Source organism: Noviherbaspirillum saxi (genome assembly GCF_003591035.1).
In the GTDB taxonomy this organism is placed as follows: Bacteria; Pseudomonadota; Gammaproteobacteria; order Burkholderiales; family Burkholderiaceae_D; genus Noviherbaspirillum; species Noviherbaspirillum saxi.
In genome coordinates this window covers 923,316-947,207 of record NZ_QYUO01000002.1, presented here as the reverse complement: position 1 = coordinate 947,207, position 23,892 = coordinate 923,316, and the positions used below count along the sequence as shown (strand labels likewise).

At 59.6% G+C, this 23,892-nt stretch carries 20 protein-coding genes and 1 pseudogene; 3 read left to right on the top strand and 18 right to left on the bottom strand.

Features of this window, described 5'->3' with window-relative positions; all coding sequences use genetic code 11:
- Positions 1-149: 149 nt before the first annotated feature.
- A complete protein-coding gene (locus D3871_RS20120) occupies positions 150-341 on the bottom strand; it encodes a hypothetical protein (RefSeq protein ID WP_119770835.1) in 192 nt (63 codons plus the stop codon).
- Between the two features lie 418 nt (positions 342-759).
- Here D3871_RS20120 and D3871_RS20115 point away from each other — a divergent pair, with 418 nt between their 5' ends.
- Positions 760-1,287, top strand: a complete 528-nt coding sequence (locus D3871_RS20115) for a MerR family transcriptional regulator (protein WP_119770834.1) — start codon at positions 760-762, stop codon at positions 1,285-1,287.
- 7 nt (positions 1,288-1,294) lie between these two features.
- Positions 1,295-1,528, top strand: a pseudogene (locus tag D3871_RS20110) (YnfA family protein); the annotation flags it as partial.
- Between the two features lie 73 nt (positions 1,529-1,601).
- Here D3871_RS20110 and D3871_RS20105 read toward each other — a convergent pair.
- From D3871_RS20105 to D3871_RS20035, 15 genes are all read right to left on the bottom strand, one after another.
- A complete protein-coding gene (locus D3871_RS20105) occupies positions 1,602-2,558 on the bottom strand; it encodes an NAD-dependent epimerase/dehydratase family protein (protein WP_119770832.1) in 957 nt (318 codons plus the stop codon).
- Between the two features lie 95 nt (positions 2,559-2,653).
- Positions 2,654-3,865 (bottom strand): MFS transporter, encoded by a 1,212-nt coding sequence (locus tag D3871_RS20100; RefSeq protein WP_119770831.1) that lies wholly within the window; start codon positions 3,863-3,865, stop codon positions 2,654-2,656.
- Positions 3,866-3,888: 23 nt separating this feature from the next.
- The gene (locus tag D3871_RS20095; protein ID WP_119770830.1) at positions 3,889-4,872 is read right to left on the bottom strand and encodes a fumarylacetoacetate hydrolase family protein; all 984 of its coding nucleotides are present in this window, start codon (positions 4,870-4,872) and stop codon (positions 3,889-3,891) included.
- A gap of 15 nt (positions 4,873-4,887) precedes the next feature.
- Entirely contained in the window at positions 4,888-5,700 is an 813-nt protein-coding gene (locus D3871_RS20090; protein WP_119770829.1) for a cyclase family protein, read from the bottom strand.
- Positions 5,701-5,788: 88 nt separating this feature from the next.
- Positions 5,789-6,367 carry a cupin domain-containing protein gene (locus tag D3871_RS20085; protein WP_119770828.1) on the bottom strand — a complete coding sequence of 193 codons (579 nt, stop codon included), beginning with the start codon at positions 6,365-6,367 and terminating at the stop codon, positions 5,789-5,791.
- 10 nt (positions 6,368-6,377) lie between these two features.
- Complete coding sequence (locus tag D3871_RS20080) at positions 6,378-7,508, bottom strand: FAD-dependent oxidoreductase (protein WP_119770827.1); 1,131 nt, start codon at positions 7,506-7,508, stop codon at positions 6,378-6,380.
- A 10-nt stretch (positions 7,509-7,518) separates the two neighbouring features.
- Positions 7,519-7,869, bottom strand: coding sequence for a Rieske (2Fe-2S) protein (locus D3871_RS20075; protein ID WP_119770826.1), 351 nt, complete (start codon positions 7,867-7,869; stop codon positions 7,519-7,521).
- Positions 7,870-7,880: 11 nt separating this feature from the next.
- On the bottom strand, positions 7,881-8,840 hold the full coding sequence (locus tag D3871_RS20070) for a VOC family protein (protein ID WP_119770825.1): 960 nt from the start codon (positions 8,838-8,840) through the stop codon (positions 7,881-7,883).
- A gap of 32 nt (positions 8,841-8,872) precedes the next feature.
- Positions 8,873-10,033, bottom strand: a complete 1,161-nt coding sequence (locus D3871_RS20065) for an alpha/beta hydrolase family protein (protein WP_119770824.1) — start codon at positions 10,031-10,033, stop codon at positions 8,873-8,875.
- Positions 10,034-10,226: 193 nt separating this feature from the next.
- Positions 10,227-11,174, bottom strand: coding sequence for a LysR family transcriptional regulator (locus D3871_RS20060; protein WP_119770823.1), 948 nt, complete (start codon positions 11,172-11,174; stop codon positions 10,227-10,229).
- Positions 11,175-11,253: 79 nt separating this feature from the next.
- Entirely contained in the window at positions 11,254-12,618 is a 1,365-nt protein-coding gene (locus D3871_RS20055; RefSeq protein WP_119770822.1) for a DUF1329 domain-containing protein, read from the bottom strand.
- 17 nt (positions 12,619-12,635) lie between these two features.
- On the bottom strand, positions 12,636-14,312 hold the full coding sequence (locus tag D3871_RS20050; protein ID WP_233575738.1) for a DUF1302 domain-containing protein: 1,677 nt from the start codon (positions 14,310-14,312) through the stop codon (positions 12,636-12,638).
- 563 nt (positions 14,313-14,875) lie between these two features.
- Positions 14,876-17,311: an efflux RND transporter permease subunit gene (locus D3871_RS20045; protein ID WP_119771464.1), complete on the bottom strand. Its 2,436-nt coding sequence runs from the start codon at positions 17,309-17,311 to the stop codon at positions 14,876-14,878.
- 2 nt (positions 17,312-17,313) lie between these two features.
- Positions 17,314-18,414, bottom strand: coding sequence for a WD40/YVTN/BNR-like repeat-containing protein (locus tag D3871_RS20040; protein ID WP_119770821.1), 1,101 nt, complete (start codon positions 18,412-18,414; stop codon positions 17,314-17,316).
- A 340-nt stretch (positions 18,415-18,754) separates the two neighbouring features.
- Complete coding sequence (locus D3871_RS20035; RefSeq protein WP_119770820.1) at positions 18,755-19,678, bottom strand: LysR family transcriptional regulator; 924 nt, start codon at positions 19,676-19,678, stop codon at positions 18,755-18,757.
- A gap of 276 nt (positions 19,679-19,954) precedes the next feature.
- Between D3871_RS20035 and D3871_RS20030 the strand changes: the two genes are divergently transcribed.
- Complete coding sequence (locus D3871_RS20030; protein WP_119770819.1) at positions 19,955-20,950, top strand: SDR family oxidoreductase; 996 nt, start codon at positions 19,955-19,957, stop codon at positions 20,948-20,950.
- On the opposite strand, the gene D3871_RS20025 is transcribed toward D3871_RS20030, so the two are convergent.
- Positions 20,942-22,771 carry a glycoside hydrolase family 15 protein gene (locus tag D3871_RS20025; RefSeq protein ID WP_233575737.1) on the bottom strand — a complete coding sequence of 610 codons (1,830 nt, stop codon included), beginning with the start codon at positions 22,769-22,771 and terminating at the stop codon, positions 20,942-20,944. The genes D3871_RS20030 and D3871_RS20025 overlap by 9 nt on opposite strands.
- Positions 22,768-23,622, bottom strand: coding sequence for a c-type cytochrome (locus tag D3871_RS20020; protein ID WP_119770818.1), 855 nt, complete (start codon positions 23,620-23,622; stop codon positions 22,768-22,770). The genes D3871_RS20025 and D3871_RS20020 overlap by 4 nt, the downstream gene beginning before the upstream one ends.
- Positions 23,623-23,892 lie beyond the last annotated feature (270 nt).

Here is a 23,892-nt window from a genome sequence, read left to right as displayed (position 1 = left end):
AAGCCCGCAAGGTGGGCTATAGCCGTCGGTGAGCGCAGCATTGCTAATACCGGATGCGGCCAAGAGCTGACCTTCGGCACGTCGACGAAGTGATCAGTCGAAGGTCAGTTAAGAAATCACCCGGCATCTGTTCCACGTAAAGTGCATGATTAGCGTAGGGTTAAGTGCGCGAACAGCGCCCACGCGTCGTTTTCGGCTTCTGTTTGAGCAATGATCGTCAGCTCTATATGGATAGATGTCCGATCAATTTGAAACTGCAAGAAGCTACAGCACTGCAAACGCTCCTTGAAGTCAATGGCTGACAAGGTGCAGGCTATTGGCGCAGATTTCATGGTGTTCATTAGAGGTCCTTTCGCGTTCATGGTCAGGTCTTGGGGCTACCACCACATCCGCAGCTGCCATCAACCTGACATGCCTGCGTACGATTCATTGCTTTGCGACGGCGAAGTAGCAAGAACCCGCCAAGTACCAAGGCGGATCCAACTGCGAGCTCCACATACCAGCCAGTCGCTGCCATCCCAAGGCTGGACACCCCGAACCATGCCAACAATGGCGCAATCAAGGGGGCACAGCATGCAGCACAAGCCGCCAATGCGACGCCTGCCGCACCCGCGGTTCCTACCTTTGCAGCCGTTGGCCCACGCTTCATTTGTGATTTGTTCATGAATGCTCCTTTTGAAGGCACACGAATGTTGTGCTTGCATCCAAGGTACAACCTCAAGTAACTTTAGGAGCAAGGATTTCTTAAAGGACCGCACAATGTCGCACTCCAGCCTGACCATCGGTGCCCTAGCTACGCATACCAACACCAATGTGCCCACCATCCGTTACTATGAGGAAATAGGTTTGTTGCCGCAGGCTCAGCGTTCGGAGAATGGGCGTCGCTACTACCGAGATGCCGATCTAAAGCGACTAACCTTCGTCAAGCGCTGCCGGGACTTTGGCTTCCCGATTGAGCAGGTAAGGGAACTGGTCAAGCTGTTCGAAGACGGGGACCGTTCGTGCATTGAAGTCAGGGATCTCGCTCAACTGCACCTCGATGCCGTGCGCGCAAAGCTTGAAGAAATGCTGCAGCTCGAAGCAAGTCTGGTGTCGTTCGTCGAGAGCTGCGACGAGGCCTGTTGTCAGGGGTCTACACGGGACTGCACCATCATTGAGGACTTGGCCGCTGTCGGACCTGACATGTCAGCCGCCCGTCAAGGAGGATGCTGTGCCACGCTGCCACCGCAAAAGAAAAAGCGTACGCCTGTAGAGTCCACCGCATTCAAACAGATCAGGCGGACATAGGCATGAAATGGGCAGGAGTGACACGCACCTTGGATTGTTCTTCGCTGCGGCGGTTGCTGAGTTGGTTGGGTGTTATCTCCCGTTACTTTGGCTATCGAGTAAGGGAGCTACCTGGTTGCTGCTTCCTGCCGCACTCAGCCTGGTGATCTTTGTCTGGCTGCTGACATTGCATCCGGCGGCCAGCGCTCGGGTCTATGCCACATACGGTGCCATTTACATTGCGACAGCTCTTGGGTGGCTCTGAGATGAGAATGCGGGCTTCTATATTGAACCCGGACAGATGATGTCGACAAGCTCGACTCGAAGTAAGTTCTTCAGCCAGTTTCCTGCAATGCCCGCAACACCAATCGATCCGCATCGCCGTCATGGCGGAAGCCAAGAGCCTCGACTTCCGGCAGTCGCAACGGCGGCTGGCACCCGAACAAGTTCTCAATCGCCTCGTTAGGCACATGCTCGATGGAGACAATGTTGCCATTACCGAAACGGCGGCCGAGCGCGTCGATGACCTGCCGCAGCGTCAGCCACAAGACCGGCAACGCATAAGCGCGGTCGGCTGATAGGCTGCTGGTGTCGATTTGCGCGGCATGGAGCAGATTGTCAACGCAGCATGGCAATGACATCCACCACGATGTCGCATCGGCCGATACCGGACAGGAATAGGGGCTGCCTGCTGCGGCAGCGTGCATGATGTCGCTCATGAAGGCCGAGCCATGGCCCGCCGACGCACCGGGGCGCGCCACGATACCGGGCAGACGCAGGGACAGGCCATCAACCATGCCACGGCGCGACAGATCGGCCAGCACAATCTCGCCCACGAGCTTGTGTGCCCCATAGCTCAGCGCAGGATGTGCTCTGGTATCGCGGTCAATCACGGCGGGCAATGCGCTGCCATAGACCGCGATGCTGCTGGCAAATACCACGCGCGGCGCACAATCGCCCCTCTGTTTCGCGATATGTTCGAATAGCGCGAGCGTTCCTATGAGATTGACTTCGTAGCCAAGCCGAAAATCGCGTTCGGCCTGTGCGCCCGGCACGCTTGCCAGATGAAACACCACGTCTACGGGCGTTTCACTCATCGCGTCCAGCAAACCCTGTTGTCCGAAATCCCCGGACAGAAGACGTACACGACTGTCGTCCGCTTGCGACGAGAAATTCCGGTCAATCAATGTCAGCCGCGAGATGGGGGTATCGGCAAGCATACCCACCGAGAGCAGGCGCTTGCCGAGGGCAGAGCCGACGAAGCCGCCGGCGCCGGTAATCACGATATGCATGCGCGTACTTTCACAGTTCAGAAATAGAAATGTTCTTCATGAGCAGCCGACGGTCCGTATACCGCCGTCGATGACCACGCGTCTCTGCTTAGCCATCAATGCGAAGAAGGCAATTTCAGCGAAGTCGCCGGGCGCAGGAAAACCGCCGTGCACACCGCCAGCATGGCCGCCACCGCAAGCAACCATCCCAGGCCGCCGAGCGCCGGTCCAAGTCCACCCAGCAGTTTGCCCAAGCCGAGCACCACCAGCGGACAAATGAACTGCCCGGAAAAGAAGTTTGCGGTAAACGCACCTGAACCCCGGCCTCGTTCCTCGAAACGCAGCTGGCGCATCAGCCAGGTCAGCAGCGTCGGCAGGGCCAGTCCGGCACCGAAACCATGGATTACCGCGCCGACGACGACCGCCGCAAGCGATGCCGCGGTGCCGACCACGATGAATCCGGCGCCGAGCGTTCCGAAGGCGATGGCGAGGCAGCCCGCGACACCCAGCATCGCGAGACGACGGGACGATACCGCGCCAATGACGGTCGCCACGCTGCCGGCGGCAGTCGCCATGCCGATCATTGCCGGCGATGTGACATCGATCGCATGCAGAACAAAGCCCAGATGCACCGGCAAGGTATAGAAGGCCAGCGCGCTGCCGAAGGTAATCACGCAAATGCCCAATACCGCCTTCAGCGGAAAGCGACGACGCGCTTCTGTCGAGACCCCCTGCTTTACCGAGTGGTCCACCTTCGGTTCCCACAGCATTGCGGCCATTACCGGCACCAGCAGCAGAGCGGCGAGATACATCCAGAACGGCATCCGCCAGCCGCCTTCGCCAAGCGCGCCGCCGATGCCGAAGAACAGTGTGGCCGATACCGAGGCCCACATGGTCTGCTGCGCGAGATAACGCTCGCGCAGAGGCCCGGAAAAATAGTCGGCAATGAGCGAGGTGCAAGCCGTCATGATGATGGCTTCGGTCAATCCGACCGCCGCACGGCTGACGATGATGGCCGCAAGCGAATCGAGATAGAGCGGCGCGGTACCGAACACCGAATACAGCACCATGCCTGCGAGCAAAAGCTTCTTGCGCCCGGCACGATCGATGACGATGCCGACGATCGGCGCACAAATTCCGATGATGAGGGCCGGCACGGTGAGTGCCAGCGGCACCAGCGCATCCGCATTCGGCGTGGCGGAAAAATGCCGCATGATCTGCGGCAATATGGGGGCGATCAGCACCGTCGCCATCACCGGCAAACAGCTTCCTAGCAGCAGAATCACCGCATGCCGGAAGGATGCCATCGACTTGTTCGTCTCGTTCATGGTCGCTTTCCTGTCCTGATTGCTCATAGTCCGGCGCGTACCACGCGCTGATCCACCACGCCGAAAGGTGCGATTCCTTCCGCATTTCTGGCTTCCATCCGCACCCTGTCGCCGAAGCGCATGAAGGCGGTTTTTATATCGCCCTGATCCAGCATCTCGATCACCCGACGTTCGGCGATGCAGGCGGAACCGGCTGCTCTATTTGCATTCGATACGGTCCCCGATCCGATGATGGTGCCCGCGCCCAGCCGTCGTGTGCGTGCGGCATGCGCGATCAGTTCGCCGAAATCGAAATTCATCTCGCCGCCATTGGGCTGTCCGAACCAAGCGTCATTCCATTGCACATGCAAGTCCAGCCGCACGCGCCCGCCGCGCCAGTCGGCGCCCAGTTCATCAGGTGTGATCGCGACAGGCGCAAAGCTGGTCGATGGCTTGGCCTGCAGGAAGCCGAAGCCGGATTTCATCTCTCGCGGCCCAAGCGCGCGCAGGCTCCAGTCATTGATCTGTACCAGCAGCAGCACTCTCTCCAGTGCGGCAAGCGGAGATGCGCCCATCTCGACGTGGTCGACCACGACGCCGAACTCGCCTTCGAAATCGATGCCCAGGCTTTCATCGGGCAACGGGACATCGTCATGCGGACCGAGAAAATCGTCCGACGCACCCTGGTACATCACCGGTATCGTGTCGAAGTCGGGAATCGGCTCGGTCTTGAATGCGCGTTCCATCAGCCTGCCGTGATTGAGAAACGCCGACGCGTCGCACCACTGAAAGCAGCGCGGCAAGGGCGCAGCGCAGGCGGTGGTGTCGAAGTCGAAGGCGCCGGAAGCATCCCCCGTATTGAGTCGGTCAGATAGCGCCTGCAATGCGGGAGCCACGAGATCCCATTGCTCAATTGCCTGCCGCAGAGACGGAGCGATGGCGGCGGCATCGACCGCCTTGCGCAAATCGCGGGAAACAACAATCAGGCGGCCGTCGGGACTGGTGGAACGAAGAGTGGCGAGTTTCATGTTGGTTCTCCTTGATCAGGCGCGCGGCAGCGCCAGCAGCGCATCGTCAACAATCGCCACCGCGCGGGTCCAGCCGGCCGATCCCGCTCTCACCTTGTGCGGAAAGCAACTGATGTAAAAACCGTGACCGGGCAAGGATTCGAGCTTATGCAGCTTTTCAAGATGGCAATAACCGATGTCGCGACCCGCCTTGTGGCCTTCCCAGATCAGGGCTTTGTTGCCGGTCTCGCTGATTTTTTTCGCAGTGTACGAAAACGGCGCATCCCAGCTCCAGGCGTCGGTACCGGTCAGGCGCACGCCGCGTTCCAGCAAATACATGGTCGCTTCATATCCCATGCCGCAGCCGGCGGAAATGTAGTCATTGTGTCCATAGCGGCTGCCTGCACGCGTGTTGACCAACACGATGTCGAACGGCTGCAGGACGTGGCCGATGCGTTGCAGCTCGGCTTCCACATCGGCGGCGGTGGCCACATAGCCATCGGGAAAATGCCGGAAGTCGAGTTTCACGCCCGGTTGAAAACACCACTCCAGCGGTACCTGATCGATGGTGATCGACGGCTTCTTTTCGCCACTCTTCGCATCCATCGTCGAATGGAAGTGGTAAGGCGCATCGAGATGCGTGCCGCTATGGGTTGTCATCGTCACCCATTCGGCGGCAGCGGCTTCGCCATCCGGATAATCTTCCGGCGTGGTGCCGGGAATCATCGCCATGAACTCCGGCAGTGTTTCCGAATGCTTTTGATAAGTGATCTTCGGCACCAGCGGCGGCGGATCAGACAGCACTTCGTTCTCAAGAAAAATGGACAGATCGATAAAGCTTCGTGCCATGCTCTGGTCTCCTCTCGCCGCATGCGAAGCGCGAACTCGCATACAGTGGTAGTGGTTATTGTTCGGGTGTTCGTTGCGCTATGTTGCGTTATCGTGACGCCAGCGCGTCGCGGATCGCCGGGTCATATTCGCCGTCGATGAGAATGAACAGCATCCGGCACATCCTTCCCGAGCGATTTGCCCACGCGTGATTGGTGCCACGCTGCACGACCACATCGCCCTGATGCAGCAGCACTTCGCTGTCGTCGAGCACCAGCGTCATTTCGCCCTCAAGGACGACGCCGTAATCGACCGACTCGGTCCGGTGCATCAGCGGATGGGGCGAATCCGTTCTGACCGTAGACGCGGCGGCATCGCCGATCTGCGCAAACGCCTCTTTCATGCGCGCCGCGCCGTGGGTCAGGTATTCTTCGCTATCCGGCGGAATATCGACCACGCGGATGCGGGAGCCATGCTTAGGCGGCGGCAGCATCAGTGGCCCGAGCGTCGGGTCCGGTCCATTGTGCACGGCTGCAGGCGTGCCTTCGGTCGACCAGATTTCATGGAACATCGTGCCGGGAATCTTTTCGATCGGCACCACGGTCGGCAGCGGACCGTCCTCGATGACGATGGCCTTGCCTTGCGCATCGTGACCGGTGACGATGCGGCGTATCGGCTTGATTGTCATGTCTGGCTCCTCAAATCGGCGCAGCCAATGCGATCAGCGTTTCGCGCATGATGCGCGCATGCTCTTCTTTGTCGCCGCCGGCGATTTCAATATCTCCGAGGCGGCCAGAGTTCTCGACAACCATGCGGCAGCGTTCCCAGCGTCGCGCCTGAAAGCCTTCCAGCGCCGACGGCACTGTGTCCGCCCTTGCTAATTCTTCCGCCAGCACGATCGCATCTTCAATGCCGATGCAGGCGCCGGACGCCATGTGCGGCGTCGTTGCGTGGACGGTGTCGCCAATCAGCACGATGCGGCCTCTGTACCATGGACGCGGCATCAGCAAGCCTTCCAGCGGTCGATAGTTGATCTGCGATTGCTCGCCGAGCTGTTCACGGATTTCCTGCATCAGCGGCGCAGCGAATGGCGCAAGCAAGTCCTTGAGCATCGGTACAAAATTGGCCGGGTCGATGTGAACCCGTTCCGCCCGGTCTTCGGTGACGAACAAATACATTTCGTTTGCGGACACGGGATTGACGCCGGCTTTAATCTTAGGTCCGAGCCACATCATCGCCCTTTCCACTTCAGGTGGGCGTGCCAACACTGCGCGCCAGACGCCCTGGCCGCTGTACTTCGGCTGTGGCGCGTCCGGAAATACCGTCTCGCGCAGCGTCGAATACAAGCCATCGGCACCGATCACAAGGTCATAGCGCTTGCTGCTGCCATCGGTGAAGCCGACATCGACGCCATCTGCGTCCTGGCTGATCGAATGAAACGTACAGCCGAGACGCACAACGGCACCGGATGCGCGCGTCGCTTCTGCAAGAATTCTCGCCAGAACCGGACGCAGGATGGCCCCGCCTCCAGGCACGTCCGGGCCTGCAAGGCGAGGTGTCGGCAGGCTACCGAGCGGCATGCCGGATGAGGTGAAGATGTCCAGGCCATCGGAGGCCGCGCCGCGCTGCATGAATGCATCGAGGATGCCGAGCGTGCGGAAGGCGCGCAGCGTGGCGCCGCCGAGGCTGATGCCGGCGCCATACGAACGCCAGCCGGGATCGATCTCGACAAGGTCGACATCGATCCCTTGCTTGCGTAATTCGATGGCGGCCGACATGCCGGAAAAGCCGCCGCCGATGATCAGGATACTGCGTGCGGGAGAAGTCATGTTGTGTCTCCTATATGCCGTTTGGCACGATGTAGATGTCTTGGTCTTGTGTAATAGTGACGGCCACCGGTTGCAGCGACTGCCCCAGGCAGGGGCCAAGCGTGCACAGCCCGGTGGCGATATCGAACTGGGCGCCATGAGCGCTGCAGACGATGCGGTCACGGTCGCCGTTCAGGTAGGCGTCCTTGCGCCACGCCATCGGCGTGCCGCCGTGGTGCGGGCAGGCATCGAGGTAGGCATGCACGCGCGCACCTTGCCTGACGACGAGTACCGCATCCCGCCCCTGGCGCAAGGGATCGAAGCCGCGCGAGTCGCCGTCCGGAAGTTCATCCAGACGGCAGAGGTAGTGACCGGCGCTCATCGTCCCCGCCTTTAATGTTGCGCGGCCTTGCCGCCGGCACCGGGCGGCGGGCCACCGGGGGCCCACTTCTCGCGCGCTTCAAACAGGAATACCTGCGATGCATCGGCGCTCATCGGTGCTTCGCGCGCCACCCAGGTGGCATCGTGCAAATCCATGTCCGCGTCATACTCGACATGGCAGCCGAGCGGACTGTTGAAATACCAGAACCAGTTCGAGCCGAACTTGTGGCGGCCCGGACCCCAGAAGGACTGATAGCCTTTGTTCACCATGCGCGTGCCGGCCTGCATCACTTCGGTCGGTCCCCCCATGTGGAAAGTGAAATGCTCGCAGCCCTTCATGAACGGCGGCGTCTGGATCAAAAACAGCGTGTGGTGATCGAGCGTTCCAGCCGGGCGCAGGAACGGACCCGCCCCGAGCAGACGATCGGTGCAGCAGAAACCGAGCCGCTCAACGTAGAACGCTTCTGCTTTCGGCTGATCGGGCACGAAATAGACGACGTGCGACAACGATCTTGGGCGAACCACCGCGTGCTCGTCGGATGCCGTCTTGTTCACCGCGCGCTGTGCCGTCGCTCCGGGCGCATTGACCGTCTCGGCCGGCAGTGCGATTGCGCGACGCACGCTAACCTGGAAGCCGAGCATGAAACCCATATCGTCTTCGGCTTCGATGCTGCCATCGGGCAGGTGTCGCACCTCGCGATCCTTGCCGAGTTCGAGCGCAATCGCTTCCAGGGTCTGCCCGTCCGCCACTCCATAAACGGTCTTGCGCAGCATGCTGCTGGTGCCCATGGCGGGAGGCAAAGCAGGATCATCCTTGTGTGCAATCACGACGGCGGTGCCGTCCAGCGCCTCGAAACGTCCGCCGGAAGCGGTGACGCCGACCGGATCCAATCCATAGTCGGTCAGATATCGGGTGCATGCGGCGACGTCGTCCACGCCGAAGACCAGTGCGTCAGGTCCAATAATATTCATGATGCTTGCTTGCCTTTCAGGTTCAGGAATTTTCAGAGCGAAGTGCGGCCGCCAAGAGCTTCGGCAACCCAGTCGGCGATATACGCGCCGGCATTTGCGGAATTGTCGAAACTGGAGTGCTGCACCCCGCCTTCGCGGCCGGTAAAAATCTTCAATTCGCGCCTGGGACTGTTGACCAGTTGCTCATAGGTGCGCTGCGCCCAATGCAGGGGAATTTGGGAATCCTTCTCGCCATGCGTGACCAGAAAGGGCACCTTGATGCGGTCGAGTACGCCATCCAGATGCACGCTCTCGGCAATCCGCATGAAGTCATCCTGATCCTTCGCGCCCCATATCCAACGCACATGTTCCCAATAATGCGGTACCGGAAAGCTGCCCTCGCGCTGCAGACGCTTCTGCTGCACGTCTCGCCAATCATGGTTGGCGCCCCACACCACGCCGCAGGCGAAGCGCGGCTCGAAAGCAACGGCACGCGGACAGTAATAACCGCCAAGGGAAACGCCTTCCAGGCCTATGCGCTTGGGGTCAATGTCGTTGCGCGTCTCCAGCCAGTCGACCACCTTGCTGGCCCACACCTCGCTGTTGTAGACCGCATGCATGCCATGCAGACGCAGCGCCTCGCCAGTGCCGGGCTGGTCGATGACCAGTGAGGAAACACCACGCTGTGCAAGCCAGCGCGGCAATCCGACGCGGTACTTCATCTCCTTGGTGGAATCGAGGCCGTTCACTTGCACCAGGATCGGCGCCCTGCCGGATGCACCTTCTGCCCTGACATAGAGGCCGGACAGATGGGCGTCGCCATAGGGAATCTCGACGCGTTCGCAATTCTCTCCGGCGAGTTTGATGCTCTTGACGAACACGTCGAGGAAGCGTCGGTACAGCGCCTCGCGTCCTTCCGCGCCGTGCGCCTGCAGGCGTTCCGCCGTCAGGTAATAGGTCGAGGCGCGGCCGTACTTGTCACCGGCAGAAATCATGCGGCCGCGCGATTCGTCCTCGGCGGCGAGCTCGCACAGTTTGTCTGCCATGCGAGACCAGGTTTCACGAAAGGCTTTGGTGCCGGCGGCGTCAGACTGCTTCGCGGCATCCTGCAGCGGCGCACACATCTCTTCAATCTCGCCGATTCTTGCGCCCATTTCGATGGCGAGGTCAACCGACAGATTCCATACATAATTGCTGGGAAAATATTTGAACATTGCTAGGCTTTCTCGGGTTGAGTAATGACGGGCACGAAGACGGCATAGTGCGATTCATGGGCTCTTTAAGCCTTCTTCCCTCTGTCTGTTGTTCAATATAAAGAGCGGCCGACGATTGGTAAAATGGATTATTCCCATGCTTGCTATCGTTGGCACCGATAGGTCTGTGAACCATCGCGGCACTTCGATACGGTTAGGTCGCTGCGTGAACAGCGTCGCCCTCCTCCTCTGAATCGCTCCCGCTCGCAGCCGCCGACTTGAGTTGCTCGCGCAGCCAGTGGTGTGCAAGATCGCCGTCGAGAAAGCGATGCCATCGCATCATCATTTCCATCGGTGGGATCGCCATCGGCGCTTGCAGGATGCGTATCGGAAAATATCTTGCGGACAATGCGGCGAGCCGACTCTGCAACGTGGCCACGCGGTTGGTCCCGATCAGCAACTGCGGCAAGATGCTGAAATGGGTACTGGTAGTGGCAATGCGTCGTTCGATGCCGGCACCATGCAATGTCCATTCTTCGAATGACGATGCACGGTCACCGAAGCGTGCTGCAACATGATCCATCGCCAGGTACTGCTGCATTGTGATTGCGTAATCCACCAAGGTGTTGCCTTCCCAGACGATGCAGCAATAAACGTCGCGCAGGAGCAGTTCGCCGGAATGCGCTTCCATCCCGGTAAAGGCGCGCGGCATCAACACGATATCGATCTCGCCGCGTTCGGCTTGCTCCACCGTGTCATCGCGCGGCGATATGATTTCCAGCGAAATGCCGGGTGCATCGTCGCCCAACCGACGTACCAATCTGGACAGGATCACGCAGGTCGAATAGTCGGATGCGGCGATGCGGAAATGCCGTGTCGACCGTGCCGGATCAAAGCCCGGCTTGGTCTCGATAGTCGATTGAATCTGCAGCAGCACGTCGCGTACCGGATTGGACAATTGCTCGGCCAGCACGGTCCGCACCATGATGCGTCCGACCTGGATCAACAAATCATCCTTGAAATACTCGCGCAAGCGGGCCAGCACACCGCTGGTGGCAGACTGGCTCAGATTGAGTTTGCGCGCTGCCCTGGTGATGCTTTGCTCGCTCAGCAGAACGTCAAGCGCGACCAGCAGATTGAGATCAAGTTTATTGAAGCGCATGACGAATCTCTTGCATCCCCATCGAATGACGGTCAGGTTTCTGCACAAGACACGTCGCCGGCAGCCCGTGTCATATCGCTTAACGTACGCCTTCACCCGCGAGCGCATCGCCGGTAAAGCTCGATTCAGGCATCCGGTTCATGATCCGATACTGAGTATTCTTCTCGTTGACGACACCGCTCATGTACCAGGCACCGGACAACAGGTCATTGAAGCCGAATTGTTGCTGGGGCGTGGTCGCAGGCAGGTCGGGCATGACGACCGGGTGCGACCATACCGTCTTCCATAACTGACCGTTGGCATCCCAGCGGTCGGCAAGGACGGCTACCCAGGTATCTTCGTCAATGTAGTAACGCGATTTGGGCGCCTGATGACGCTTGCCCTGCTGGACTGTTGCCTCGACCACCCACACGCGATGCAGTTCCCAGCGCACATGGTCGGGATTGAGATGATTGGCACCCAGCACGTCGGCGTCGCTCTTCGGCGTGTAGAGACCGTTAACGTTATACGGGATATACATTTCCTTTTTGCCGACGATCTTCCAGTCGAAGCGGTCACCCCGGCCATTCCAGACATCGATCTCGTCGAAACTCATGACGCCGGCCGATGCGGGCGTGGGGGTGTCACAACAGGCATTGGGCAACTTGCGCACGCGGCGCTGTCCGGTGAGATACACCCAGGCCTGGGACTTGTCGGGATCGATGTTTTCCAGTCCCGAAATCGCCTCGCCGGCACGGATGGCCGGCGCCGATGTGGTCAGACGGATCATCCAGTAGTCACCCTTGAACTTATCCGCGGCATCCTTGAAGTAATACGGCATCTGATACATGCCATTGCCTTCGCTTGCCAGCACACGCTTGCCGTCGGAGGTCATCAGGTACTGGCGAAATTCCTGCTGCCACCCTTCGCCGCGCCAGTGCAGCAGGTGATTGGCCATGATCTCGCGACCGCTTTTCGGAATCGGAAACGGAATACCGCCATAAGCACCGGTCACGACTTCGCCATTCATCTTCGCAGTGGTCGCATTCTTGAAGGTGTTGTCATACACCCATTGCGGGGCGGCTGCCGTGCGATGCGTCTGGAAGACATCGAGGCGATAGCTGTTGGGATATTTTTTGAGCAAGGCCTTGGTGCCGTCGGTCAACTTGTCCGCATACTGGTCCGCATTCTTGGCCGAAATGCTGAACAGCGGTTTTTCGTTGGCAAACGGATCACCCCTGCGCCCGCCATTCTTGAAACCCTGTACCGCTGTCGTATAACCGCCGCTCCAGGCCGGAATGGTGCCTTCCTTGTTGCCTGCCTTTTCTGCGCCGAACGGGGTCAGTGTCGACTTCAGTTGTGCCGCTTCTTCAGATGTGACGCCCGCCAGAGCCTGGCCAAAGCCCGCGCAGCTCAGTGAGGCCGCGCACAACAGGCTTGGCAAAGTGAATTTCTTCAGTGTCATGATCGTCTCCTGCTTTATTAAAAGGTGTTGCGGATGGACAGCGAGATGTAGTCGCGATCCTTGAGCGCCTGCTTGTACTGCGCGTTGTTGGCGGCATCCAGCGTGGTGCCCTCCGGCCCGTAGAAGTGGGCATAGTTGATAGCAAAGATCCATCCATTGAGATAGGTTGCCGTCACGCCGATATTGATGTCGCCGCCGCGATTCACGCCGAACCCGGCACCGACGGCCGATGATCGTCCCCGGGTATAACTGAAGCCGACCGGGACACTGACGTCCAGCCCTGGCCGGATCTGACGATATGTGGGTGAATAGACGACGCGCATGGCGGTCGCCGACTTGTCGGCGTTCGGGTTGAGCATCGCTGCATTGCGCGTCACGCTGGTACGCGTATTCCAGGCAATCTCACCCAGAAGCGCCGCTTCATTCGACATGAACGACGGCCCGAGGGAAGCCAGCCAGGACAATTGCGCATGGGCAGTATTGCCGACGGCATAACCGGGATTGGAGGTATTGTTCAAACCAACATTGACGCCGATGCCCGGAATAATCGACTGTCCCGAACTTGCGAGTGGCGCGTCGCGGCGTATCGATACTTCGCCGGCGAGTGCAAATTCCCCAACGGTTTTTGCGAAGCTCGCGCCGAAAGCCTTGATGCCTTCCGCATATGCCCACTGAGTAGTGCTCGGAACTACAGCAGGAGGACGTCCCGACAAAGTGTTGTAGATGTTGCTCGGCGTGGTCGCGTTATAACGGATCGCGTAGAAACCGAAGTCGGTATCGAGTTCTGTATTGCGCAGGCGCAGTTGCAAGCCGTGCTGCCCCGAGTCGCGCGGACGCATGTCCGGCTGGGCGATAAAGGCTGGGGGATTGGGTGCTGCCGGATTTCCTGCGATGATGCGTTGCGCGCCCTCGCCCAGCGAGTCGGAAGTCGATAGATAGGCCCCTACCGGCATCAGTCGCGTCTTGCGCCAGTCGTATTGGTAATACGCTCCAATGGACGCGTCCGGCGTCACCTGGATCTGGCCCGAGAGCTTCCCGGTTGGCATCGCGGTTTCCTTGAACTGGGCATTCGGCACGCTCAGCAGCTTGACCAGGTCTACCGGCGCCTGACCGCCGGCGATACCGTTACTGCCGAAGAACAGACTCTCGCCCCATAGCAGCGTATGCCGGCCAAGGCGAAAGGAAGCCGGCATGTCGCCGATCTCGCCTTTGCCGAACACGAAGGCATCGAGCAGTTCCGCCTTGCGTCCCATCAGTTCGCGCGTGGCGTCCGGAAAAGCGTTGCGTGGAATGCTGTTCGATGTGAAGGTGTTGTTGTCGTTAGCGGTGTTGTACTTGGCGTCGTACCAGGCCGCGCCGCTCACGCGCAATCCGAAGTTCTGTGCTATCACGTCGAACTCGCTCAGGAGATCGACGCGGTTCGAAACCATGCCCTTGTTGAAGTTATTGTTGCCGTCGTTCTGGTTAAGGCAAGTTGCGCAGCTGCTTAGCGCCGGCGACTGATCCTTCAGGCGAAACGCCGTGCTGTACTTGACCGTATTGTCGAAGCGAACCTTTACATCCGGATTGCCCACGTCAATTTCCACCGCAAGCGCGGCCGGCGCAATAGCGCCTGCGAACAGCAATGCCACGACATTGGCCATCGGCTTGCGGATAAACAGGTGCTGCGCCTGGGTTGCCCTCGGGTTCTTCATGTACTCTCCTCTTCGTTGAACTGGTTTTTCCGCTTCTTTAATATTTTTTGTCGCTGCATCGCAGGCATACCCCTGCGATGAGACGAGCGCTTCCTACGGCGCCAGCGAAGCGCCGCAGCAATCGGTCGGATTGGTATAAGGCCGGATTAGATCGGCATGATGCAATGAGAATGTCTTCGCATTACGGTTGCGAGCGGATAGGGATGCTGTCTCATTGCATTTCTCCTGAAGTGGGATACACGTCCACGCATCTGTTATGCGGTGCGCTCTTCTTATTGCGCCCGGGTTCGCCGCTAGAGCAGTTTCACCCTGACTTTACCAGGCGAGGCCGAGGCGATTTGCCTGTGGAACAAGGCGCGGCGACGCGACATGGCGAGCCATGGCAAGGAGTCGCAACGCCGTGCCGCGGGCAAAGCGTCCGGGATCGACGGTACAGTAAGGGTGAAACTGCTCTAGTGCCGTTGCGTCCCGGACTGTTGTGCATTGATCTTAAGTTTGCCGCCGGTATTAGTAAAATCCATTGTTGCGATCTTTCGTATCGGCGCACGCGATACATCCTGGCCTCATGCCACGTTCAATGGTTGCACCAGCTTGTCGTCCGCGACAGCGGCCTCCTCCGCGTGCCGCTTGCCGGGCAACAGGAAGTGTGCGAGCGCGGGCAACAGGACGAGCGCGCCAACCATATTCCACAGAAACATGAATGCGAGAAGCAGCCCCATGTCTGCCTGGAACTTGATCGGGGAAAGCACCCAGGTAAAGACGCCGACCGCGAGCGTGACACCGGTCAGCAAGACCACCTTGCCCGTAAAAAGCAGCGCCTGGTAATACGCCACGGACAGGCTGTCGCCGGCACGCATGCGGGCCAGCATGATACTCATCACATACAGCGCATAGTCGATACCGATGCCGACGCCCAGTGCAATGACAGGCAGCGTGGCAACCTTGACACCAATGTTCAGCCATACCATCAGCGCCTCGCACAGGATGGAAGTCAGGATCAGCGGCACCACGGCGCAGATCACCGCGCGCCAGGAACGGAAGGTGATCAGGCACAACAAAATCACCGCGCCGTAGACCCAATACAACATCTCGCGACTGGCATCCTTGACCACAATGTTCGTTGCCGCCTCGATGCCCGCATTGCCGGCCGCCAGCTGGAAGCTCACTTCCTTTGTATTGTTTTCCTTGGCGAATTGTTCGATCGCATCGACCACACGGGTCAGCGTGTCTGCCTTGTGATCCTGCAGATACACATACATGGTCAGTAGGTTGCATGCATCGTTATACAGGCCGCGCGGTGCACCAGCGGTCACCATGTTCAGCGAACTCTGGTTGTGCAGCAGGTCGTACCACTTCATGTTGCCTTCGTTGAGGCCGGTAATGACGCGGCGATTGAGCAGTGCCAGCGTATTGGTCGTTTCCACGCCGGGCAGCTGCGCCAGTTGCCATTCAAGTGCATCGACGCGCATCAGCGTGTGGTAATCGGAACAGCGGTTGTCGGGCGTCTTCACCATGATCGCAAACACGTCGCTGCTCGCCGCGTAATTCTTGACCACATATGCATTGTCGCGGTTGTAGCGGGAGTCCGCCCGCAGCTCCGGCGCGCCGGGATCAAGATCGCCGATCTTGAGTTGCAGGCTGACGAGATAGCCTCCGATGCCCAGCACGGCCGCGACGACGATGGCCCCGGTGGCCCAGTGCTTTTGCGTGAACAGGTTAAGCATATGCCAGACCGAGAGGCCGGTTTTGCTTCCTGCATTGGCGTCAGCCATATCTGCCTGGAGGCTGCGTCTGGCGGCGAGAGAGCTGACGCCGATATACGACAGCAGGATCGGCAGCAGGATAAGATTGGTGAAAATCAATGCGGCGACGCCGATGCTGGCAATCGCGGCGAGATCCTGAATGACCTTGATATCGATGACCGCAAGCACCGCGAATCCGACGGCGTCGCACAGAAGCGCGGTCAAGCCGGCAAGAAACAGTCGGCGAAATGTAAATCGGGCGGCGACCGCCTTGTGTGCGCCGCGGCCGATATCCTGCATGATGCCGTTCATCTTTTGCGCCCCGTGGCTCATGCCAATCGCAAACACCAGAAACGGAACCAGCACGGAATAAGGATCGAGGCTGTAACCGAGCATCGGCAGAAGACCGAGCTGCCACACGACAGCCACGCAGGAGCAGGCCACGACCAGCGTGGTGCTGCGCACGCAGCGCGTGTACCAGTAGAGCATGCCGGCGGCAATCAGGATCGCGGCGCCGAAAAACAGCAGGATCAACCTGAGCCCGTCGATCAGGTCACCGATCACTTTCGCGAAACCGACGATATAGATGTTGACGTTGTCGTTCTGGTATTTGGCGCGAATGTTTTCCAGGCGCGTGGAGAACGCGGCGTAGTCGAGCGGCTGGCCGGTCTGGCTGTCCGTGGCGAGCAGCGATACATAGATGATGCTCGACTTTCCATCGCGTGCCACCAGCTGTCCGATCTGACCCGAACGCTGCACGTTCAATTTGACCTGTGCGACGCTTTGCGCCGATCCGTCGTAGTCGTTCGGTATCACCGGGCCGCCGTCCATGCCGTCTTCGGTCACGCCTACCCAGCGCGTGGAAGGCGTCCACAAGGACTTCATTGCAGCCCGGTCGACGCCCGGCAACAGGAAGATTTCATCACTGATCTTTTGCAGCGCAGCCAGATAAGCCGGATCGTAGATATTTCCGCCCTTTGCTTCGACCGCGACCCTCACTGCATTGCCCAGACCTGCCAGATCCTTCTTGTTTTGCAGGTAATTCGCAATGTAAGGATGGCCCTTGGGGATCATGTCCTCGAAGCTGGCGTTGAGCTGCAGCTTCGTCGCCTGCCAGCCAAGAATCACCGTAAGCAACAAGCAAAGCGCCACCACGATTGCGCGGTTGTTAAATAAAAGGCGCTCCGCCAGCGAGCCGGATTGTGTGTCGAAGTTTTTGAGATCGACGGCATTGAAGTCGGTAGCATCGTGATGCATGTTCATTTCCTGTTTCCACTGTGATCGACTTGGTTTGCAGACATCGCGATTCTTGCGAGACCGTTCACGCCGCCGGCTACCAGGCTGCGATCGCTTGCTTCGAGCAGCGCGGTCAACGGGCCGGATGACGGTACGGCGATGGGAGTGACGCTCTTGCCGGCATCGAACGACAGCATGATTTGCCCGGCCTGGTTGGCGAAAGCCAGTCCGCCGCTGCGCAACGCCGTGGCGGCACTGAATGACACCGGCGGCGCTCCTTCGACCTTGTGGAAATCGGATGCATCGCCAGCGACATGGAAGGCATTACCTTTCAGGCCGGCGACCACCATGCCGGAGGCGGTCGGCAGCATCGTGAAGTAGCTGCCGCGATAAGGCGTCTCGATGCGCGCGAAGGTTTTGCCCTGGTCACGTGACAAGGCAAGAAAGCCTTGCTCTCCTGCGACCCAGACGGCGTGGCCAATCATGCGCACCGCATACAAGTGCAGACCGCGCGGATTGGGCAGGGCATGCATCAGCGATTGCCATGACTTGCCGCCATCGGCAGTTGCAAAGATCAATCCATAAGCGCCGGTCACGATGCCATGGCGCGCATCGCTGAACTGCAGGTCGAGAAAAGGCTTGTCCGGGCCGTCCGCCACCAACTGCGCTGCCACTTTCGCCAGTGCGCCGCCGGTGTCGCCGCGTTCCCTGACTGAATTGTCGATAATGCGCGCGGCGCGCACGCCATCGAGCTGCATGGCCCAAGTCAGACCGCCGTCAATGGTATGCAGCACCACGCCGGAATGTCCGATTGCCCATCCGGTATGCGCGTCGGCGAAGGCGACTCCGGTCAGGGTAACGCTGACCGGACAATTCGCCTGGCGCCAGCTTTTCCCGTCATCGTCGGATAATGCGATGAGGCCGCGCTCCCCTACCGCGACGATGCGGTTCCCGGCCGGAGCAAGTGCAAGGTAGGTCCGGGTATGCAGCCGCTCGATGCGCGGAGCGGGTCGTTCCAGTACACCGGTGACCGGCGTCGCTGCCGCCGTGGAGGGCAACCAGGCATGCGCCGCGAGCACTGCAAGCATTGTGGCCTGGCAGACGTGATGAATAAAGGTGTGCATCGAGCAATCCTCAATGAGCTGAAGGTCTGGAACACAGACGCAAAATGCCTCGCGCGCATCACGCCAGGCGGGTGATGCAGCGATCGAACGTAGGTATGAAAAAAGCCGGTCGAGCGGCGGGAGAACGTCAGGTTGCGCGTTTCATGGGGCGATGTCTCCTATGCAGGCAGCGCCGGAGTATGGCTGCCAAATGTCGTATGCTGCCCTGCCCTAGTGCGGCTTGTTCTGCAGCTTGTTTTGCAAGGATGGTATCGCGCGTGCAGCTATTGGAGAAATGGAATGTTCCGATGTCTTCTATCGACGTTTCCGATACCTCAAAGCACGGAAAGCGCAGCGGACTTCATGCGCCGGGACGTGCCGGCTGTTTCTGCATGACGGACCGAAACGCCTGCCGCAGCCATTGATGTCCCGGATCGTTGTCGAGATAGCGATGCCATTTCATCATCATTTCCACCTCGGGGATCGCCATCGGCGGAGGCAGAACGCGGATCGGATAGTAATTGGCGGAAATCAGGGCCATGCGCGTGTGCATGGTGGCAATGCGTCGGGTACCCAGCACCAGCTGCGGCAGGGTATTGAACTGGCTGGCGGTCAGTTCGATCCTCCGATGCAATCCCGCCCGATCGAAAAACCAGTCCTCGAACATCGAAGTATGGTCGCCGAAGCGGGTGGCGACATGGGCCATGCCAAGATAGTCTTCCAGTGTCAGGCGTTCGCCGACCAGGGGATTATTGGCGCATATGACGCAGCTGTATGTGTCGGTGAACAGCAGTTCGGATGCCGCTTCCTCCATGCCCGGTGTGTTCCGCGGAATAAGCACCAGATCGATGCCACCGCGCTCGGCACGCTCGAGCGTTGCCTGGCTTGGCATGATGATATCCAGCGTGATGCCCGGTGCATCGATGCTCAGCTGACGCACCAGATGCGCGACCGCCACACAGGTCGCATAGTCGGAAGCGACGATACGGAAATGACGCTGCGATTCGGCGGGATTAAAGGTGGCGCGCGTTTCGATAGTGGCTTCGATCTGCAGCAGGATATTGCTGACCGGCTCGATCAGGCTTTCCGCGAGCGCGGTTGGCACCATATTGCGTCCAACCTGGACCAGCAAGTCGTCGTCGAAATACTCGCGCAGTCGGGCCAGCACGCCGCTGGTCGCGGATTGGCTCAGATTGAGGCGACGCGCCGCTTTCGTGATGCTACGTTCAGCCAGCAGCGCATCAAGCGCCACCAGCAGATTGAGATCCAATTTGTTGAATCGCACAATACCCTCGACGGAAACGTCTTTGTCTCAGTTAATCGCAGTTAATTATTGGCGTTGATTCTACAGGCATTTCTCCCCCCGGCAACCGGGGAATGCCCCGACAGAACGGATTGGCGGCGAGTCAGTCAACCTGCAGTGCGCGGTGTCTGACAATTTACGCGGGAGAAACGGAAGCTCCAAGCCTCCTGTCTCCGGTGCAGCAACAGGGATCGAAATTGCTGCTTTCCGGTCTGTCATTTATCCCAGGCGCATTATGAAGACAGGAAGAGAGATGCAATGAACGACCCAGCCCGCTGTGTTGTCATCACAGGCGCTTCTGCCGGCATTGGCCGCGCCAGCGCCATTGCCTTCGCCAGACGCGGGTGGCGTGTCGGCCTGATTGCGCGCGGCGCGGATGGACTGGAAGGCGCGCGCAAGGATGTCGAGGCGGCGGGTGGCGTCGCGCTTGCACTATGCGCCGACATTGCCGATCACGCCCAGGTGGAGGCTGCAGCGGCCCGTATTGAAGAAGAGTTCGGGACGATCGATGTCTGGGTCAACAATGCGATGGCAACCATCTTCTGTCCATTCGAGCGGATTGCGCCGGAAGATTTTGAAAGGGCGACGCGGGTTACCTATCTTGGCGCTGTCTGGGGAACGCTTGCGGCGCTCAAGCGCATGAAACCGCGTGATCATGGCACGATCGTGCAAGTGGGCTCTGCCCTCGCCTACCGCTCCATTCCGCTGCAAGCCCCGTATTGCGGCGCCAAAAGCGCCTTGCGCGGCTTTACCGATTCGTTGCGCTCAGAGCTTATCCACGACAAGAGCCGGGTACATCTCACCATGGTGCATCTGTCGGCCTTCAACACCCCTCAATTCGACTGGGGCAAAACCTGCATGGACAAGCAACCGCAACCGCTACCACCGATCTTCCAGCCCGAACTTGCCGCGGAGGCGATCTTCTGGGCATCGCAGCATAGAAGGCGGGAGCTTTGGGTGGGGTTTCCTGCGGCAAAGGCAATTCTCGGCACCCGTATTTTCCCCGGTCTTCTCGACCGTATGCTGGCGCGGCTTGCCTATTCAGGCCAGCAAACCGACCGTCCGGTTTCCGCCGACCGGCAGGACAATCTGTATTCCGCGGTACCAGACGACCATGGCGCGCATGGACGGTTCGACCAAGACGCCAAGGCATACAGCTGGCAATTCTGGCTTATGACCCATCGCTGGGTAGGCGTTGGCGCGGCGCTTGCTCTGCTGTTGCTAAGTGCTTTGCTGCTGGCGTACTTAACATGATCCTTCCATCGCGGCCAAGGCCAGTCGCGCAGTGATCTGCGACACATGCGTCAACCCTTGTGGAAAGTTTCCCAGCATGAGCCGGTGATCGACGTCGAACTCCTCGGAGAACAACCCGACATCGTTGGCACACCCAAGCGCACGTTCGTAATACTGCCACGCGCGTTCTCGCTGATGCTGGCATGCGAGGCAGGCAACCAGCCAGAAAGTACACGGCAGGAAGACGCCTTCGGTCCCGGGGAGATTGTCCGGCGAGTTGTATCGCACCAGCAGGCCTTTGCGATCCAGTTCACTGCAAATCGCATCGGTAGTGCGCAACATGCGCGGATCGTCGTAGGCGATGAAGCCGACACGCGGCATGAGCAACAGCGCCGCATCCAGATAACGGTTATCAAAGGTCTGGACGAAGACGCCGCGCTCCGGGTCGTAGCCGCTGGTCTCCACAGCCTGGCGCAGCAGGTCGCGGCTCCTGGTCCAGTGCTCGACGGGCGCCTCGAAACTGTTGTCCTGGGCCAGCTGTATGCCGTGATTCAAGGCGGCCCAGCACATGACTTTCGAATGCACATAATGTGCCGGTGCGGCACGCACTTCCCATATCCCATGGTCGCGCTCTTGCCAGCGCTCGCATACGGCGTCGATCACGTCCACCAGGAAAGTCCAATAGTCCGGTTCGGTCGGATGGCCGCTGGCATGCCATTGCCAAGCCATTTCCACCAGCTCGCCAAAGATGTCCATCTGCAGCTGCTTGGCCGCCCCGTTGCCGATGCGTACCGGGCGCGACTGGCGGTAGCCTTCCAGCCAGTCGAGTTCAATCTCGGTCAGGCGGCGCTTGCCGTCGACGCCATACATGATCTGCAGCTCATCGGCGCTGCCGGCCGAACTGCGCTCGATGAATTGATGAAAGCGGTCTGCCTCGCGCACATAGCCGAGATCGTGCAGCACCCGTACCGTAAAGACGGAATCGCGGATCCAGCTGAAGCGGTAATCCCAGTTTCGTTGCCCTCCTATCGATTCCGGCAGCGAGGTCGTGGCCGCGGCTGCAATCGCGCCGGTACGCTCGAAGGTCAAGGATTTCAATGTGATCGCCGAGCGAAGCGTCTGCTCGTCCACTTCAAACGGCGCTCGGATGCGGCCCGCCCAGTCAGTCCACCAGGCTTGGGTGTGCTCGAACGCCCGGTCTATGCGCGCCGCGTCCGGCAGGCCGCCCGCGATCGCCGCCTCGATCAGTTCGGGAAGCTGAAATTCCAGCATCAACCGGATACGCTGCCCTTTCGAGACCCGCATTGTGGTGCTGAGATCGCGGTGCTCGACCACGTCAAGCGGGACATTGCAGCAAATGATCAATCCCTTGTTGCTGCCGATCGCCGTATAGGCGCCGCTGTCGTGACTGCGCATGCGCGGAATGATTTCTCCATAGTCGAAACGGGGGCAAATGTCCACGTTCAGTTCCACTTCGCCGGTAATGCCGTCGACGATGCGCACGTGATCGAAACGCGGATGTTCAAGCGCATCGTCTTCCATGGCAAAAAAATCGTAGAGCATGACTTCGCCCTGCGACGTGCGGAAGCAGGTTTCCAGCATCATCGTGCCAGGCAGATAGCGACGTGTGGACGTGTAACCGGGATCGACCGGCGTGATCGCGCAGAAGCCGCCCTTGTTCCAGTCAAGCAGCCGGCCAAACAGACTGTCGTCGTCGATGCGCGGCATGCAGCACCAGTCGATCGATCCGGCGCGCGATACCAGCGCCACACAATGGCAGTCGCCGATCATGGCATAGTCGGCAATCGGCGGATACGGACTATGGATATCGTCAGTGCTCAATCAAGATCCTCCAGGGTAGACAGGAAAGCGGCGATATCGCGTGCATCCTTGTTCGTCACGCCCAGATCGGGCATGGCAGACAAGGGAGCGAACTGCTTGGGATTCTGCAGCCAGCGCACCATGTTTTCCGGGGTGTTGAGCACTACGCCGCCAATATACCGGCGGCCTGCGATGCCGTTCAAGGGCGGCCCGACATGGCGGTTGGCGCCGGCGACGCCTGGTATCTGGTGGCAAGTCACGCAAAGGTACTGTTGCAGCGCGCGTTCTCCGGCCTTCGCGTCACCGGCGCCGAGGGCGACGTTGTCCGCTTCGGATAGCCTGGCCGGGGCCGGAGACGCCTGTGCGGGAACCTGTTTGCCCCACTGCTCGTACTCTTGCGGCGACAATGTGGGCAATCGCTCGACGAAAGCGACTATGTCCCATATTTCCTGCTCGCTCAGCCGGTATTCCCATGCCGGCATGCCGCTCATCTTGATCCCGTGTCGAATTACCCAGAACAACTCGGCCGGTTCCCATTCGCGCGCGGCAGCGACCAGGTTGGCCGGCGCCGGCATCATTCCGTAGCTGAACGGTTCGGGGGCCACGCCGGGCGCGCCATGGCATTGAACGCAGTGCGCACGGAAATGCGTGGTGCCGGACCGCAGGCGCTGCTCATTGGACAAATCGGGAACCCGGCTCGAATCCGCGCGCAGCAATACCGATTTGCGCATTGCATACTCGAGGAGCTTGTACACCGGTGCCGTATGCTGCTCGGTGGCAGCGACGTTATAGATACCGAAATAAATAAGGCCGGCCGCAGTCGTCATGCCAAGCACCAGCAGGATCACGATCGTTCGTATTTTGATTTTCATGTCCGGCACTCGTCAAATAACCAGCAACCAGCGCGGTCGCACTTGCGCTGAGGCAAGCGGGACGCCGTCCTTAGGCATTTCCGCTATCGCACGTGACAAACTGCAACTGTTGCATGCCGCGATCAAAGCGGCGCCGACATGCCATTTTCCAATCAGGAATCCGGAACTCCTGACCGAATACATTTAAACAAACAGTGCAATATCTTTGCCAGCGCCATGGCGCTTTCAACGCTGCGGATGCCATGACGGCATGCGGTTAGCAGACCTGAC